We start from the raw sequence: 14,874 nt of genomic DNA on the forward strand, positions 1-14,874 counted from the left end.
ACATGATCCCCTTCACGCTTGAGGCTGCCAGCACTCCCACAGATGCGATCCGGTCTGCCCTCCTTGGCGGACGATACATCGCGGGCGGCACGACCCTGGTCGATCTGATGCACGAGGAAGTCGAACGGCCGGAACACCTGATCGACATCAACGCCCTGGCCCTGACGGGCATTCGCGTGGACGGTGACGACCTCGTGATCGGCGCACTGGCCCGAATGTCAGATGTCGCCGCGCACCCGGACGTTCAACGGCTCCAACCGATGATCGCCGAGAGCCTGATCGAGGGCGCATCGCCGCAGCTTCGCAACATGGCATCGATGGGCGGCAATCTTTTGCAGCGCTGCCGCTGCCCCTACTTTCGAATGCTCGACGCCGCCTGCAACAAGCGCAATCCCCGGGCCGGCTGCGCCGCGATGGATGGTCTCAATGCGGGCCACGCGATCCTTGGCATCTCGGATAGCTGCGCGGCAACCCACCCGTCCGATGTCGCTGTGGCATTTGTCGCGCTCGACGCCACGATGACCGTACTCGGTCCCGATGGCGAGCGCAGCTTTGCGGTTGAGGATCTATTCCTGCTGCCCGGCACAACGCCGCATCTGGAACACGCACTAGGACACGGCGAACTGATCACGGAAATCCGCGTACCCGGCGGCCCGCACGCAGAAGCCGCGCGCTACCTCAAGGTGCGCGACCGGCAGTCCTACGAATTTGCCCTCGTCTCCGCCGCCGCTGCACTCCACGTCAAGGACGGAGCGATCCGGGACGTGCGCATCGCCTGCGGCGGGGTCGGGACGAAGCCTTGGCGAATGCGCTCCTGCGAAGCAGCACTCATCGGCAAACCTCCGCAGCATGAAGCGTTCTCGGCCGCGGCGGCTCTATCAACCGAAGGCGCGCGGCCGCTTGCCCACAACGCCTACAAGGTCGCGCTCCTGCCCCGTACGATCACACGCGCCCTCGCGATGGCCGGAGAACTCGCATGAGCATCGGGCTTTCCCTTCCTCGCGTTGACGGCCGCGCCAAGGTCACCGGCGCTGCGCGCTATGCTGCGGAGTTCAGCCTGCCCGGCCAGCTCCACGCCGTCCCGGTGAATGCTGCGGTGGGCCTTGGACGCATTACCGCGATTCACGAGGAGCCGGTTCTCGCGCTTCCCGGCGTTGTGGCTGTCCTCAGCCATAAGAACGCCCCTCGCCTTGCTTATCGATCCCACAAGGGCTCGATTGACCCTGCGATCGGCGAGCGAATCCACATGCTCCAGGATGATCGTGTCCACTTCTATGGTCAGGCTGTGGCGCTCGTATTGGCGGAAACGCTGGATACTGCCGAGCAGGCAGCCAAAGCACTTCGGATCGACTACGAGGCCGTCCGGCCACTGGTAGATCAGACCAACCCGCAGGCACGCACGATAGTGCCGCAGTCGGGCGCTGCCGGCACCGCTCGGGGCGATGCCGATGCAGGGCTAGCCGCGGCGATACAGACCGTAGATGCGGTCTACGAAATCGCGCGCGAGAACCACAATCCGATGGAGCCGCATGCGACCCTAGCCCATTGGGATGGTGATCAGCTGACGCTCTGGAGCAAAAGCCAATACGTCGCCAACGAGCAAGCCGAGATCACCGCGATTTTCGGATTGCCTCCGGGAAAAGTGCGCGTGATCTGCCCATTCGTCGGAGGGGCTTTCGGCACCTCACTCAGGACTTGGCCGCACGTCACTCTGGCTGCCATGGCGGCAAAGATGACCGAACGCCCGGTGAAGCTCGTGCTGACCCGCAAGCAGATGTTCTTCAACACGGGCCACCGGCCACGGACACAGCAACGCATCGCCGTCGGCGCCGACGCCGAAGGCCGGCTTACCAGCCTTATTCATGAGGGCACCGGCGAAACCAGCCGCCACGAGGAATTCGTGGAAGCTCTTACCAACGTCTCCCGCTATCTCTATTCCTGCCCAAACGTGCGGACAAGCTATCGGCTATCCCCGCTCGATACAGGAACGCCCACGTTCATGCGCGGGCCTGGTGAGGCTTCCGGCATTTTCGCGCTTGAATGTGCAATGGACGAGCTGAGCTACAAACTCGGGCTCGATCCCATCGAACTGCGGCGCCGCAACGAGCCCAAGATCGACGAGCAGGAAGGCAAGCCCTTCTCAAGCCGCTCGCTGCTGCAGTGTTACGATCTCGCCGCGCGCGCGTTCGGCTGGCCGGCTCGCAATCCTGAGCCGCGCTCAATGCGCGACGGACGGCTGCTGATCGGCATGGGCATGGCCTCGGCTACCTATCCCGCCTACCACGCGCCATCCGATGCGCGCGCCAGGCTGATGCCCGATGGCAGCGCCGAGATCGAAGTCTCGGCGTCCGATATGGGACCGGGCACCTATACGTCCATGACGCAGGTAGCGGCTGAGGCACTCGGGCTGCCTATCGAAAAAGTCCGTGTCAACATCGGCGACACAACCTTCCCAGCGGCGCCGTCGCACGGCGGTTCGTGGACGATGGCTTCGGTCGGTTCGGCCATTCGTGCCGCCTGCATCGCGGTTCAAGAGAAAGCGAAGGCAAGCAACGATCGCTGCATCGAGGCGACAGCCTCCAGTCAGCGCGATCCGGACATCGCGAAGCGCTATTCCATGCACGCGTTTGGCGCTGTGTTCGCCGAGATCTCGATCGATCCCGACGTTGGAACGATCCGGGTCCGCCGCGCACTCGGTGCCTATGGCGCCGGCCGCATCGTCAATCCGCGTCTCGCGGCCAGCCAGTGCACTGGCGGAATGATCGGGGGTATCGGAATGGCGCTTATGGAGCGCACCGTTCTGGACGCGCGGGATGGCCGCCCGGTCAATGCCCACATGGGCGACTATCTTGTGCCTGTTAATCTCGACATAAGCCGCGTCGAGGCCCTCTTCGTCGACGAGAACGACCCTCACGTGAACCCTCTTGGTGTTAAAGGCCTGGGCGAGATCGCCCTCGTCGGGATGGCGCCTGCTGTGGCCAATGCCGTTTTTCACGCGACGGGCAAGCGCATTCGCGAATTGCCGATCCGCATCGAGCATGTGCTTTAGGGCAGACGTCTATCGCGTCGGCGCAGACTAGACTGTTGCTCTTGTAGATATTGGAATTCGGATAATGTTAGACGTCGCTTCAGTGTTGAGAGTGGCTCTGATTGTCGGCAGCACGCGCCCCAACAGGTTCGCGGACACAGCGGCACAATGGATCGCCATCGGCGCAGCCAAGCGTGAGGATTTCAAATTGGATGTCCTCGATATGCGCGACCAAAACCTGCCCTTCTTTAACGAGCCGGTCGCGCCGATCTACACCGAAGGCCAATATTCGGAGCCGGCTGCGGAGGCCTGGCGGCTGCGGATCCGTGGTTATGATGCCTTTATCGCCACCGTAGCCGAGTACAACCACGGGCCTGCCGCCGTTCTGAAGAACGCATTCGACAGCGCCTGTCTCGAATGGAACAGGAAGCCCATTGCGTTTGTCGGCTACGGTGGCGTCGGAGCCGCCCGCGCAATCGAGCATCTGCGTGGCACAGCGGTCGAACTGCAAATGGCGCCAATCAAGCAGGAGATCAACATAGCGATGGAGGCGTACCTGGGCGTGGTCAGGGATGGCAAGTCGCTCGACGATTACCCATACCTCATACAAGCACGTACGGCCTTGTTCGACAACCTCGTGTGGTGGGGTCACGCGCTGAAGTCCGCGCGTCGAAGCCTGACGCTATACGCGCCGCATTAGACGACCCAATTGACGCGAATCCAGACCTCTGCCGCCGGGCTATGCGGAAAGAAAGAAGGCTCATGAGTATCTACGAGGCCAAGAACGATCTGACTTCCAATACCAAGAATGTCGCGATCACCCTTTTGAATGCGCGCCTCGCCGATGCGATTGATCTTGCACTGCTGACGAAGCAAGCCCATTGGAATCTGAAGGGGCCGGAATTCATCGCCATCCATGAGATGATCGACCAATTCCGCACCGATCTCGATGGTCATGTCGATACAATGGCGGAGCGGGTCGTCCAGCTTGGCGGCATCGCGCTCGGCACGACACAGGCCGTGGCAAAGGCAACAACGCTCGCTCCCTATCCGACGGATATCTATAAGATCAGCGACCATCTGGACGCGCTGATCGAGCGCTACGGCAAGGTCGCCAATCAAACCCGCAAGGCGATCGATCAGGCCGATGACGCCGGCGACAAAAACACCGCGGATGTTTTCACGGAAGTGTCACGCTCGCTCGACAAGGCGCTCTGGTTTCTCGAGGCGCATGTTCAAGAGAAGGCTTAGGCACGTGCGAATATCAATCCGGCGGACCTAGCTAGAACATGATCGTCAGAAGCGAAACCACTTGTCGTCATTCCTGCAACAGCGGGAATCCAAGGAGAGTTGGTTGCGATTGCCCGAGACTCCCGCTTGCGCGCAGGCAGACCCGCCTATGTTTACCCCATTCTACGCCAGGGCCCTCCCGCCTGCTGAAGACGCTTTACATGCTATCGTGATCGGATGCTGATCGGCTGTGCGAGTTCGTGAAGAGATCGGGCGGCCCAGAGAGAGTGTGTGTGGTGAGCAGACGGGCAGGTAAGTTGCATGACGGCGAACATTTTCCGCCAAAACTACGCTATTGCCGCCGATTGCCCCCTACTCCCACTCAATCGTCCCAGGCGGCTTGCTGGTCACGTCATACACCACTCGGTTCACGCCCTTCACCTCGTTGATGATGCGCGTGGCGGTCTCGCCCAGGAACTTCATGTCGAACTGGTAGAAGTCCGCGGTCATGCCGTCGGTGGAGGTGACGGCGCGCAGGCCCACGACGTAGTCATAGGTGCGGCCGTCGCCCATGACGCCGACGGTCTTGACGGGGAGCAGCACGGCGAAAGCCTGCCAGATCTCGTCATAGAGGCCTGCTTTCCGGATCTGGTCGATGTAGACGGCGTCCGCTTTGCGCAGGATGTCGAGCTTGTCCCTGGTGATCTCGCCGGGGCAGCGGATGGCAAGGCCCGGGCCCGGGAACGGGTGACGGCCGACGAAAATTTCGGGAAGGCCGAGCTCGCGCCCTAACTTGCGCACCTCGTCCTTGAACAGCTCGCGCAGGGGCTCGACGAGCTTCATGTTCATGCGCTCGGGCAAGCCGCCGACATTGTGGTGCGACTTGATCGTCACCGAGGGGCCGCCGGTGAAGGAGACGCTCTCGATCACGTCGGGATAGAGCGTGCCCTGCGCCAGAAAATCGGCGCCGCCGATCTTCTTGGCTTCGGCTTCGAACACCTCGATGAAGAGGCGGCCGATGGTCTTGCGCTTCGCTTCGGGGTCGGTGACGCCTTCGAGCTCGCCGAGGAATTGCTTGGAGGCATCCACGTGCACGAGCGGGATGTTGTAGTGGTGGCGGAACAGGTCGACCACGGTCTTGGCTTCGTCGAGGCGCAGCAGGCCATGGTCGACGAAGACGCAGGTTAGTTGGTCGCCGATGGCCTCATGGATCAGCACGGCCGCGACCGCTGAATCGACGCCGCCGGAAAGGCCGCAGATCACCTTGCGACTGCCAACCTGCTGGCGGATCTTCTGGATCTCCTCCTCGCGGAAGGCGCGCATGGTCCAGTCGCCGGTGAGGCCGGCGATCTTGCGGACGAAGTTGCGGATCAGCTTGGCGCCGTCGGGCGTGTGCACCACTTCGGGGTGGAACATCAGGCCGTAATATTTGCGCGTCTCGTCCTGAATGATCGCGAAGGGCGCGTTCGGCGAGGTGCCGGCGACCGAGAAGCCCGGCGGCATCTTGGTGATGCGGTCGCCATGGCTCATCCAGACCTGGTTCTTGCCGCCCAGCGACCAGACGTCCTCGAACAGCTGGCTCTTGGCCTTGACCTCGACATCGGCGCGGCCGAATTCGCGGTGATGGCCGCCCTCGACCTCGCCGCCGAGCTGCGCCGCCATGGTCATCTGGCCGTAGCAGATGCCCATCACCGGCACGCCGGAATCGAAGATCGATTGCGGCGCGCGGGGCGAGCCGGCCTCATGCACCGATTCCGGGCCGCCGGAGAGGATCACCGCCTTCGGTTTCATCTCGTCGAAGGCAGCTTCGGCCTTGTTGAACGGGACGATCTCGCAATAGACGCCGTCCTCGCGCACGCGACGCGCGATCAGCTGCGTCACCTGGCTGCCGAAGTCGACGATGAGAATCTTGTCGTGCGCCGAGGCCACCGAGGGCGTCGACGGGGAGCGGTCGTTTTGTGCTGCTGTCATGGCCAGCAGATACGCGACCGCGCGCCGGCCCGCAACCGCGCGGGCGGGCGCCCCACATTCTTCTTTGGGCATGGACAAATCGATATAGGTAAGTAATATTGACCTATTGCTCTCGAACAAGGGCTGATCAGGGAGAACGCCATGTCACAGCATCACCAGCCATCATCGCTTGCCGCGCTCGGCCGCACCTGGGTCGAGGCCTGGAACGCGCGCGACCTCGAACGCGTGCTCAGGCTCTATGACGAGGAGGCGGTGATGACCTCGGACCGCATCCCCGTGATGGGGTTCGATGCCAGCGGCACCGTGCGCGGCAAGGACGCGCTTCGCGCCTATTGGGGCAAGGCGCTGGGGCTGCTGCCGGAGCTGCATTTCTCGCTGATCGATGTGTTCGTCAGCCCCGATAGTGTCGTGGTGTTCTACGCGAACGAGCGTGGGAAGAAGATCTGCGAATATCTGCGGGTGAATGCGGCGGGGCTGATCGTGCAGGGATCGGCGAACCATTTGGTGCAGTGAGCGCCCCACCCACCGCCGTCATTCCCTGCCACCGGGTCTCGCCTTCGGCGAGCCCGATGACAGGCTCCAGCGGGGAATCCGGTACGCCGCGGTTTCGGCACGGGCCTCTGGAATACTGGATCGCCCGCCTTCGCGGGCGATGACAGCGAGATTGAGGCGCGAGCGTGCCACAAGCGTCATTGCGAGGAGCTCTTGCGACGAAGCAATCCAGACTGCTGCCGCGGATGCATTTCTGGATTGCTTCGCTTCGCTCGCAATGACGGAGACTGGGGCGATAGCGTGCGATAACAGAAGCCCGCCGGCATCGAGACAGGACCTCCCATGAAACTCCCGACCTCCCCCTTCACCGTCACCGACTGGAGCCAAGTTGAGCCCACCACGCATCCCGGCGAGACCGGCCAGGCGCTCTGGCGCACGCTCAACATTGGCGATCTCCGGGTGCGGATGGTGGAGTATTCGCCGGGCTATCTCGCCGATCATTGGTGCGATCGCGGTCACGTGCTCTACGTGCTGAAGGGCGAGCTCGACAGCGAGCTGCGCGACGGGCGCAAATTCAAGCTGACGGCCGGGATGAGCTACCAGGTCTCGGATTTCGGTGATGCCGCGCACCGGTCCTCGACGGCGGTGGGCGCGACGCTCTTCATCGTCGACTGAGACGCGCGAGTGCGGCGAACTTGCACCGCAAAATAGCAAACCCGCGCGGTATCCCGAAGCGCGGGTGGTGCCTTGAAGAAGCCCCAAATCCTCGCTATATTGTGATCATCGATACTTGGCCGAACGACTGGGCCGCTTCGCTTCGTTGCTGACGGGCGCGCACGCTTCAGATGAATTCTCCAAACATCGACTCATCAGGACTATGGGCGCAATGCTGCGTACCGGTCTGCGTGCGTATCCTCTCTAACTAAAGGAAATTCCCATGGCTATGGGCACCGTGAAGTGGTTCAACACCCAAAAGGGTTATGGTTTCATCCAGCCGGATGACGGCCAGAAGGACGTGTTCGTGCACATCAGCGCCGTCGAGCGCGCTGGCCTCTCCTCCCTCAACGAGGGCCAGAAGGTCTCGTTCGACATCGTCGCCGATCGTCGCAGCGGCAAGTCCTCGGCTGACAATCTCCGCGTCGGCTAATCGCCAGCGCACCAGCGCTTCTGACCACGGACGTACCGGCAGAAGCGCTACGAATACAGGCCCCGCGACCGGATTCGGTTCGCGGGGCTTTCGTTTTGGGGTGGAACATCAAAGCCCGTCATTCCGGGGCGCCCGGAGGGCGAACCCGGAATCCATCGCACGGTGATCTCTGCGGCTCCATGGATTCCGGGTTCTCGCTTCGCGAGCCCCGGAATGACGGCGGAGTGCGATCAGCCCGCCTTCCGCAGCACCGACACGAAGAAACCGTCCGTTCCGGTCCGCCGCGGTGTCATCAGCCAGCCTTCATCTGACTGCAGCGCGGCCTCGCCGAAAGCCTCCGCCTTGTCCCAGAGCACGCTTGCGGTCTGCCCCGGCGGCACCACCGCAAACTCGGGATGGCGGGCGACGAACGCCCTCACCTGCTCGCCGTTCTCCTCCGACAGCACCGAGCAGGTGATGTAGGCGATGCGGCCGCCCGGCTTCATCAGCGGAACCGCGCGCTCCAGCACCTCGGCCTGGTCGCGCAGGCGGATCTCCAGCGCGCCCGGCCGCATGCGCCATTTGGCGTCGGGGTTGCGGCGCCAGGTGCCGGTTCCGGTGCATGGCGCGTCGATCACGACCAGATCAGCCGAGGCGCGGATGTCGGCAAGCGGATCGGCCTCGCCCTTGGGCGTGCGGACATCGGCATTGTGGACGCCAGCGCGCGACAGCCGCTCGTGGATCGGGGCGAGCTGGCGCTTGTCGCGGTCGGTGGCGATCAGCCGGCCCTTGCCCTGCATCAGGGCGGCGAGCGCCAGCGTCTTGCCGCCGGCGCCGGCGCAGAGGTCGATCACCTGCTCGCCGGGTTTTGCCGCGGTGAATTGGGCTGCAAGCTGCGATCCCTCATCCTGCACTTCAATGGCGCCCTTGATGAAATCCTCCTCGGCCTGGATGCCGGGATTGCGCGCATCGGCCGAAAGCTCGATGCGCAAGCCTGTTGCGGACCAAGGCGTCGGCTTCGCATGAAGATGAGCAAGCGCACGCAGCACCTTGTCCCGATTGGATTTTAGCGTGTTGACGCGCAGGTCGAGCGGGGCCCGGCTCGCCATCGCCGCGGCCTCGGCGACGCGGTCCTCGCCGAACACTTTCGCAAAGTGCGGATCGAGCCAGTCCGGATAGTCGCCGGCGACCGCAGCCGGCGCACCACTCAGCGACCGCGAGGCGAGCGCGGCCTGCTCGGCCTCCGTCAGCGGCGCGGGGGCAAACCGGCTGCCGTCGAACAGCGCGGCCATGGTGGCCGTATCCATGTTGCGCTCGAGGCGCAGCATGCCGATCAGCCGCGCCCGCGCGGTATCGGAATCCATCAGGAACGCGCTCGAGGCGTAGCGTCGCAACACGTCCCAGACGAGGCCGGCAATGGCGGCGCGGTCGCCGGAACCGGCGAAGCGGTGCGCGGTGCCCCACTCCTTAAGCGCCTTGGCCGCCGGCACGCGGTCCTTCTCGATGGTGTCGATCAGTTCGATGGCTGCGGACAGCCGGGCAGCGGGGGTCATTTGAATCTTTCAGTTTTGCGCATGATCTGATCGGAAAGCCGGCATCCACTTTGCGCGAACGCGGCCCTTCGGGTCCGGATCATGCGCGATCAGATCAGCAGCAAAAGCTTCAGCGCGAAGTAGATCCACATCGCGAGCAGCACGAGCACGCCGGCGAGCCAGATCGTGGAGCGGCGGCCGAGATCGTTGGAGGAGACGAACACGCCGGCATGGGCAAGGCGCGTCACCACGAACACCCAGGACATCAGCACGATGAAGAGATCGGCGCGGCGCAAGGGCAATGCCAGCGCGATCAGGACGTAGAACAGCACCGGCAGCTCGAACTGGTTGCGGTAGCAATTGGCGATTTGTGTGGCGCCCTTGGGCCAGTTCGGCTCGCCCAGGGCGATGTCGCGGATCTGGGTCTCGCCCGAGACCAGCGTCTTGCGGCGCGCCACCACCATGCCGATCAAGAGCGCGAAGGTGAGAGCGACCTGCACGAAGATCGGCAGCAGGACCATTTGAACGGACATCGGAACTTTCCCGGGAGGCGAATTGCCGCCGATCGTCATTAGCCGCGTCTCTTGGCGCTGACAATGAACGACTTGAACCGGCGTTCCCGCTCTCGCGACCAAACGTCGATAGTTAAAGCGATTTCGGCCCCAGGGCCTGAGGCGAGAGACCGCCATGAATATCCTGTCCAGCCTTTTCGCCCAATCGGCCGACGGGCGGCACGGCATTCTGTTGTCGGCGCTGGCCGGCATTGCTGCCGCGCTTGCGGTGGCGCTGGCGATGACGGTCTATTTCCGCCTGAGCTACCGGACCTGGCGCGACGCCGTCAGGCACGGCCTTGCGGCGCTCGCCGCGATCGTCCTGTTCGCCTTTGCCGCCTACGACATGCGCCACGCCGCGCTCGCCTATCTCGGCCTCAACCCGTCCAAGCCGGCGGTCGAGTTCGAGATCCGCATGCCCAGGGAGATGCTGGCGGCGGTCACCGACAGCCAGATCGAGCTGCACACCGACCGCAACCAGACGCTGGCGCTGGTCGACGGCGTGCGCGACCTCTCAGACGGGCGCGCGCTGCTGCGTGGCGCGGTGGCGCTCAACCACCGCACCGCCGACCGCGCGCTGGTGGTGAACCTGCCCGGAAAGGGCACGTTCGAATTCCGCCTCCGCCTGCCCGCAGAGCCGCATCGCTCCGAGCAGTTCGGTCCCTGGCACCTCGCCGACCGCATCGCATCGCCGCTGGTCGGCCCCGTCGCCCCGCAGGACGGCTACACGATCGGCTATCGCGTGCTTTAAACTTTGTTCGTTGCGAGCATGCCCGCGCCGTCATCGTTCCGACGCGCGACGGCGGGTATGATGATCGCATGTCCGAATTTCGCCTCACGCAGATTTCCGACACCCATCTCGGCCGGCGCTTTCCCGGTCTGATCACCAACTTCCAGCGCGTCAGCGAGCACATCGACGCCAACCGGCCCGATCTCGTCGTCAATACCGGCGATGTCTCGTTCGACGGCCCGACCGGGCGCGACGATGTCGTATTCGCGAGATACCTGCACGACGCCCTGCCCGTCGCCTGCCGTTACCTGCCCGGCAATCACGACATCGGCGACAATCCGACCATGATCGGACCGGCGCCGAAGCCGCCGGTCAGCGAGGCACACCGCCGGCAATTTTGCGACATCATCGGCGAAGATCACTGGGCGTTCGAGGCCGCGGGCTGGCGCTTCATCGGCCTCAATTCCCTTGTCATGAATTCAGGGCTCGCCTTCGAGGCCGAGCAGTTCGACTGGCTGGCACGGGAGCTCGCGCGCACCACTGGGAAGCCGGTCGCGCTGTTCCTGCACAAGCCGGTGTTTCTCAACCTGCCCGACGATGCCGAGACAGCGGAGACCGCGATCCGCTACGTGCCGCAGCCGGCCCGGGCGCGATTGATCGAGATGTTTGCGCATGTCGATCTGCGCCTCATCGCCAGCGGCCATGTGCACCAGCGGCGCGACTTCACCTATCGCCACACCCGCCACGTCTGGGCGCCATCGACGGGCTTCGTCATCAACGATGCGCGGCAGGACCGGATTGCAATCAAGGAAGTCGGGCTCGTCGAGTACCGTTTCCAGCCTGACAGCCTCGAGGTTCGCCACGTCAGGGCCGCTGGCCAGATCGATGTCGATATCGAGGAGATCCTCGCCCAGATGGGCAGCGAGCACTAGCGCGAACTTGGCGGTTCAGGCGACGCTCTTGAGGTCCTGCTGGATCGCGGCCAGCAGGGATTACAGCGCCGCACTGTTCACCGGCTTGGTCTCGGCGACCGCGGGCTGGACCATGGTTGGCTGCGCAGCCTTGACCGGACGCCTCGGGAATGGCGGCGGTGGCGTCGGCATCGCGGGACGAACGACATCGTCCTCCTCGTCAACATGCACGAACTTGCCATGGATGACGTCGTCGTGCCGGCCCATGACGAACATCGCCACCCAATAGCCGGCCGCCAGCACAATGACGCAGAAAACACTGATCTCTAACATCGCAACATCCAAAATATGCGCGATGATTCAATGCCTTCGCCTTGGGGTCAATGAACCGGCGGTCACACCTGCGGGTTTTACGAACAGGTGTGGCCGATCGGTGACTCCTTGTTAACCATTTCCTTCCGCCCCCTCGGGGCCGGAAGCGGCGGTTCAGGCCTTATCCGGCCCCACCCGCACCAGCTGCTTGCCGAAATTGGCCCCCTTCAGGAGCCCCATGAAGGCGCCGGGTGCGCTCTCCAGGCCCTCGGTGACGAACTCCTTGTATTTCACCTTGCCCTCGCGGACCCAAGCCGACATGTCGCGCAGGAAGTCGCCATGGCGGGAGGCGAAGTCGGAGACGATGAAGCCGCGGAAGGTCAGCCGCTTGGTCAGGGTCGCGCGCATCATGGATGTGGCCCATTTCGGCGGCTTGGCCTCGGTATCGTTGTAGTGCGCGATCAGGCCGCAAACCGGCACGCGCGCGAACGGATTGAGCAGCGGGAACACCGCCTCGAACACGGCCCCGCCGACGTTCTCGAAATAGACGTCGATGCCCTTCGGGCAGGCGAATTTCAGCTTGGCAGGGAAATCGGTTTCGCGATGATCGAGACACTCGTCGAAGCCGAGCTCCTTCACCACATAGTCGCACTTGTCCTTGCCGCCGGCGATGCCGACCGCGCGTGCGCCCTTGATCTTCGCGATCTGGCCGACGGCCGAGCCGACCGCGCCGGAGGCACCGGCGACGACGACGGTTTCGCCCGGTTGCGGCTTGCCGATGTCGAGCAGGCCCGTATAGGCGGTCATGCCGGGCATGCCGAGCACACCGATCGAGGTCGAGATCGGCCCGAGCTTCGGATCGACCTTGATCAATCTCTTGCCGTTCGAGATGGCGTGGGTCTGCCAGCCGGAGCGAATGCGCACGATGTCGCCTACCGCGAAATCAGGATTGTTGGAGGCCGCGACCTCGCTGACCGCCTCGCCTTCCATCACGCCGCCGATCGGCACCGGTGCGGCATAGGACGGCCCCTCGCTCATGCGCCCGCGCATATAGGGATCGAGCGACAGCCAGATCGTGCGCAGCAGGACCTCGCCCGGCCCGGGCGTCGGAACAGCGAATTCCTCCAGGCGAAAATCGGACGACTTGGGCTCGCCGACGGGACGCGCGGCGAGAACGATGCGTTTGCCTTGGGACATGGCTTCCTCCACTTTTCTGTCATTGCGAGCCAAGCGAAGCAATCCAGTTGCGTCAACACAAAAGCTCTGGATTGCTTCGTCGCAAGAGCTCCTCGCAATGACGAGCTTGTGGCACGCGCACGCCACAAACTCGCTGTCATCGCCCGGCTTGACCGGGCGATCCAGTATCCAGAGACCGTAGAGATTGAATTGATGGCCGCGGCGTACTGGATGCCCCGGTCAAGCCGGGGCATGACAGCGGTATGCGGAGCGACTAGCCCCCGCCCGGATAGTTCGGGCTCTCGCGCGTGATCGTCACGTCGTGGACGTGGCTTTCGCGCAGGCCCGCGCCGGTGATGCGGACGAATTGGGCCTTCTGGTGCAGATCCTTCATGTCGCGCGCGCCGACATAGCCCATCGCGGCGCGCAAGCCGCCGGCGAGCTGGTGCATGACGTTGCCGACCGGGCCCTTGTACGGCACCTGGCCCTCGATGCCCTCAGGAACGAGCTTGAGCGCGTCCTTGATATCCTGCTGGAAGTAGCGATCGGCCGAGCCGCGCGCCATCGCGCCGACCGAGCCCATGCCGCGATAGGCCTTGTAGGAGCGGCCCTGCCACAAAAACACTTCGCCCGGCGTCTCGTCGGTGCCGGCCAGCAGCGAGCCGACCATGGCGATGTCGGCGCCGGCGGCGAGCGCCTTGGCGAGATCGCCGGAGAACTTGATGCCGCCGTCGGCGATGACAGGAATGTCGGACTTCTTCGCAGCTTCCACCGCATCCATGATCGCGGTGAGCTGCGGCACGCCGACGCCGGCGACGATGCGGGTGGTGCAGATCGAGCCCGGGCCGATGCCGACCTTGATGCAATCCGCACCCGCGTCGATCAGTGCCTGCGCGCCTTCGGTGGTGGCAACGTTGCCGGCGACGACCTGCACGGAATTGGAGAGACGCTTGATGCGATTCACGGCGTGCAGCACGTGGCGGGAATGGCCGTGCGCGGTATCGACGACGACGAGGTCGACGCCGGCATCGATCAGCCGCTCGGTGCGCTCGAAGCCGGTGTCGCCGACCGTGGTGGCGGCAGCAACGCGCAGGCGGCCCTGCGCATCCTTACAGGCGAGCGGATGGGCGACCGCCTTCTCCATGTCCTTCACGGTAATGAGGCCGACGCAGCGATATTGCTCGTCGACCACGAGCAGCTTCTCGATGCGATGCTGGTGCAGCATCCGCCGCGCCTCGTCCTGGCTGACGTTCTCGCGCACCGTGACGAGATTTTCGTGCGTCATCAGCTCGGAGATTTTCTGCTGCCGGTTCGTCGCAAACCGCACGTCTCGGTTGGTAAGGATGCCGACCAGCTTGCCGGGCGTGGACTTGCCGGCGCCGGTGACGACGGGAATGCCGGAGATGCCATGATCGCTCATCAGCTTGAGCGCGTCGTCGAGCGTGGCCTCGGGGCTGATGGTGAGCGGGTTCACCACCATGCCCGACTCGTAGCGCTTGACCTGCCGCACCTGGGCAGCCTGCCCTTCGGGATCGAAATTGCGGTGGATGACGCCAAGGCCGCCGGCCTGCGCCATGGCGATCGCCATGCGCGCCTCGGTGACGGTGTCCATGGCGGAGGCCATGATCGGGATGTTGAGCGGAATGGCGCGGGTGACGCGGGACCGGATGTCGACCTCGCCCGGCATGACCTCGGACAGGCCCGGCTTCAGCAGCACGTCGTCGAACGTGAAGGCTTCGCGAATGCCTTGAAGTTGCACCGTGGCCATCTGCCAACTCCTTCCTGCGGCCCTGCCGCAAATGCTTATGGATGAGC

15 protein-coding genes are annotated in these 14,874 nt (G+C 64.0%); 9 read left to right on the forward strand and 6 right to left on the reverse strand.

Going from position 1 to position 14,874, the window contains the following annotated elements:
* Window positions 1–2 precede the first annotated feature (2 nt).
* The 4 genes from ACNJX8_RS24445 (at window position 3) to dps (ending at window position 4,279) form a co-directional block, all read left to right on the forward strand.
* On the forward strand, window positions 3–980 hold the full coding sequence (locus ACNJX8_RS24445) for an FAD binding domain-containing protein (RefSeq protein ID WP_439357054.1): 978 nt from the start codon (window positions 3–5) through the stop codon (window positions 978–980).
* A complete protein-coding gene (locus tag ACNJX8_RS24450) occupies window positions 977–3,049 on the forward strand; it encodes a xanthine dehydrogenase family protein molybdopterin-binding subunit (protein WP_439357055.1) in 2,073 nt (690 codons plus the stop codon). The genes ACNJX8_RS24445 and ACNJX8_RS24450 overlap by 4 nt, the downstream gene beginning before the upstream one ends.
* Before the next feature lie 64 nt (window positions 3,050–3,113).
* Window positions 3,114–3,728 carry an NADPH-dependent FMN reductase gene (locus ACNJX8_RS24455; RefSeq protein ID WP_439357056.1) on the forward strand — a complete coding sequence of 205 codons (615 nt, stop codon included), beginning with the start codon at window positions 3,114–3,116 and terminating at the stop codon, window positions 3,726–3,728.
* A 62-nt stretch (window positions 3,729–3,790) separates the two neighbouring features.
* Entirely contained in the window at window positions 3,791–4,279 is a 489-nt protein-coding gene (gene dps / locus ACNJX8_RS24460) for a DNA starvation/stationary phase protection protein Dps (protein ID WP_439357057.1), read from the forward strand.
* A 351-nt stretch (window positions 4,280–4,630) separates the two neighbouring features.
* Here dps and guaA read toward each other — a convergent pair whose 3' ends face one another.
* The gene (gene guaA / locus ACNJX8_RS24465; protein WP_439361969.1) at window positions 4,631–6,229 is read right to left on the reverse strand and encodes a glutamine-hydrolyzing GMP synthase; all 1,599 of its coding nucleotides are present in this window, start codon (window positions 6,227–6,229) and stop codon (window positions 4,631–4,633) included.
* Between the two features lie 141 nt (window positions 6,230–6,370).
* Here guaA and ACNJX8_RS24470 point away from each other — a divergent pair, with 141 nt between their 5' ends.
* The 3 genes from ACNJX8_RS24470 (at window position 6,371) to ACNJX8_RS24480 (ending at window position 7,868) form a co-directional block, all read left to right on the forward strand.
* Window positions 6,371–6,742 carry a nuclear transport factor 2 family protein gene (locus tag ACNJX8_RS24470; RefSeq protein ID WP_439357058.1) on the forward strand — a complete coding sequence of 124 codons (372 nt, stop codon included), beginning with the start codon at window positions 6,371–6,373 and terminating at the stop codon, window positions 6,740–6,742.
* 321 nt (window positions 6,743–7,063) lie between these two features.
* The gene (locus tag ACNJX8_RS24475) at window positions 7,064–7,396 is read left to right on the forward strand and encodes a DHCW motif cupin fold protein (RefSeq protein WP_091895774.1); all 333 of its coding nucleotides are present in this window, start codon (window positions 7,064–7,066) and stop codon (window positions 7,394–7,396) included.
* A gap of 262 nt (window positions 7,397–7,658) precedes the next feature.
* Window positions 7,659–7,868 (forward strand): cold-shock protein, encoded by a 210-nt coding sequence (locus tag ACNJX8_RS24480; RefSeq protein WP_008141931.1) that lies wholly within the window; start codon window positions 7,659–7,661, stop codon window positions 7,866–7,868.
* 230 nt (window positions 7,869–8,098) lie between these two features.
* Here ACNJX8_RS24480 and ACNJX8_RS24485 read toward each other — a convergent pair whose 3' ends face one another.
* Complete coding sequence (locus ACNJX8_RS24485) at window positions 8,099–9,400, reverse strand: RsmB/NOP family class I SAM-dependent RNA methyltransferase (protein WP_439357059.1); 1,302 nt, start codon at window positions 9,398–9,400, stop codon at window positions 8,099–8,101.
* Window positions 9,401–9,489: 89 nt separating this feature from the next.
* On the reverse strand, window positions 9,490–9,912 hold the full coding sequence (locus ACNJX8_RS24490; protein ID WP_439357060.1) for an MAPEG family protein: 423 nt from the start codon (window positions 9,910–9,912) through the stop codon (window positions 9,490–9,492).
* A gap of 154 nt (window positions 9,913–10,066) precedes the next feature.
* Here ACNJX8_RS24490 and ACNJX8_RS24495 point away from each other — a divergent pair, with 154 nt between their 5' ends.
* Window positions 10,067–10,681 (forward strand): acriflavin resistance protein, encoded by a 615-nt coding sequence (locus tag ACNJX8_RS24495; protein WP_439357061.1) that lies wholly within the window; start codon window positions 10,067–10,069, stop codon window positions 10,679–10,681.
* 68 nt (window positions 10,682–10,749) lie between these two features.
* Window positions 10,750–11,592 (forward strand): metallophosphoesterase family protein, encoded by an 843-nt coding sequence (locus tag ACNJX8_RS24500; protein ID WP_439357062.1) that lies wholly within the window; start codon window positions 10,750–10,752, stop codon window positions 11,590–11,592.
* 60 nt (window positions 11,593–11,652) lie between these two features.
* Here the strand turns inward: ACNJX8_RS24500 and ACNJX8_RS24505 are convergent, their stop codons facing one another.
* From ACNJX8_RS24505 to guaB, 3 genes are all read right to left on the reverse strand, one after another.
* Window positions 11,653–11,904 (reverse strand): hypothetical protein, encoded by a 252-nt coding sequence (locus tag ACNJX8_RS24505; RefSeq protein WP_439357063.1) that lies wholly within the window; start codon window positions 11,902–11,904, stop codon window positions 11,653–11,655.
* Window positions 11,905–12,057: 153 nt separating this feature from the next.
* Window positions 12,058–13,080, reverse strand: a complete 1,023-nt coding sequence (locus ACNJX8_RS24510; RefSeq protein WP_439357064.1) for an NADP-dependent oxidoreductase — start codon at window positions 13,078–13,080, stop codon at window positions 12,058–12,060.
* Window positions 13,081–13,333: 253 nt separating this feature from the next.
* Complete coding sequence (gene guaB, locus ACNJX8_RS24515) at window positions 13,334–14,827, reverse strand: IMP dehydrogenase (protein ID WP_128934348.1); 1,494 nt, start codon at window positions 14,825–14,827, stop codon at window positions 13,334–13,336.
* Window positions 14,828–14,874 lie beyond the last annotated feature (47 nt).

The sequence above is a fragment of the Bradyrhizobium sp. SPXBL-04 genome, assembly GCF_051853035.1.
In the GTDB taxonomy this organism is placed as follows: Bacteria; Pseudomonadota; Alphaproteobacteria; order Rhizobiales; family Xanthobacteraceae; genus Bradyrhizobium; species Bradyrhizobium zhanjiangense.

Coding starts and splice junctions, on each gene's coding strand:
- ACNJX8_RS24455 (WP_439357056.1), top strand. CDS start 3,114: ATGTTAGACGTCGCTTCAGTGTTGAGAGTGGCTCTGATTGTCGGCAGC.
- dps (WP_439357057.1), top strand. CDS start 3,791: ATGAGTATCTACGAGGCCAAGAACGATCTGACTTCCAATACCAAGAAT.
- ACNJX8_RS24510 (WP_439357064.1), bottom strand. CDS start 13,080: ATGTCCCAAGGCAAACGCATCGTTCTCGCCGCGCGTCCCGTCGGCGAG.
- ACNJX8_RS24490 (WP_439357060.1), bottom strand. CDS start 9,912: ATGTCCGTTCAAATGGTCCTGCTGCCGATCTTCGTGCAGGTCGCTCTC.
- ACNJX8_RS24505 (WP_439357063.1), bottom strand. CDS start 11,904: ATGTTAGAGATCAGTGTTTTCTGCGTCATTGTGCTGGCGGCCGGCTAT.
- ACNJX8_RS24485 (WP_439357059.1), bottom strand. CDS start 9,400: ATGACCCCCGCTGCCCGGCTGTCCGCAGCCATCGAACTGATCGACACC.
- ACNJX8_RS24450 (WP_439357055.1), top strand. CDS start 977: ATGAGCATCGGGCTTTCCCTTCCTCGCGTTGACGGCCGCGCCAAGGTC.
- ACNJX8_RS24480 (WP_008141931.1), top strand. CDS start 7,659: ATGGCTATGGGCACCGTGAAGTGGTTCAACACCCAAAAGGGTTATGGT.
- guaB (WP_128934348.1), bottom strand. CDS start 14,827: ATGGCCACGGTGCAACTTCAAGGCATTCGCGAAGCCTTCACGTTCGAC.
- ACNJX8_RS24475 (WP_091895774.1), top strand. CDS start 7,064: ATGAAACTCCCGACCTCCCCCTTCACCGTCACCGACTGGAGCCAAGTT.
- guaA (WP_439361969.1), bottom strand. CDS start 6,229: ATGACAGCAGCACAAAACGACCGCTCCCCGTCGACGCCCTCGGTGGCC.
- ACNJX8_RS24470 (WP_439357058.1), top strand. CDS start 6,371: ATGTCACAGCATCACCAGCCATCATCGCTTGCCGCGCTCGGCCGCACC.
- ACNJX8_RS24500 (WP_439357062.1), top strand. CDS start 10,750: ATGTCCGAATTTCGCCTCACGCAGATTTCCGACACCCATCTCGGCCGG.
- ACNJX8_RS24495 (WP_439357061.1), top strand. CDS start 10,067: ATGAATATCCTGTCCAGCCTTTTCGCCCAATCGGCCGACGGGCGGCAC.
- ACNJX8_RS24445 (WP_439357054.1), top strand. CDS start 3: ATGATCCCCTTCACGCTTGAGGCTGCCAGCACTCCCACAGATGCGATC.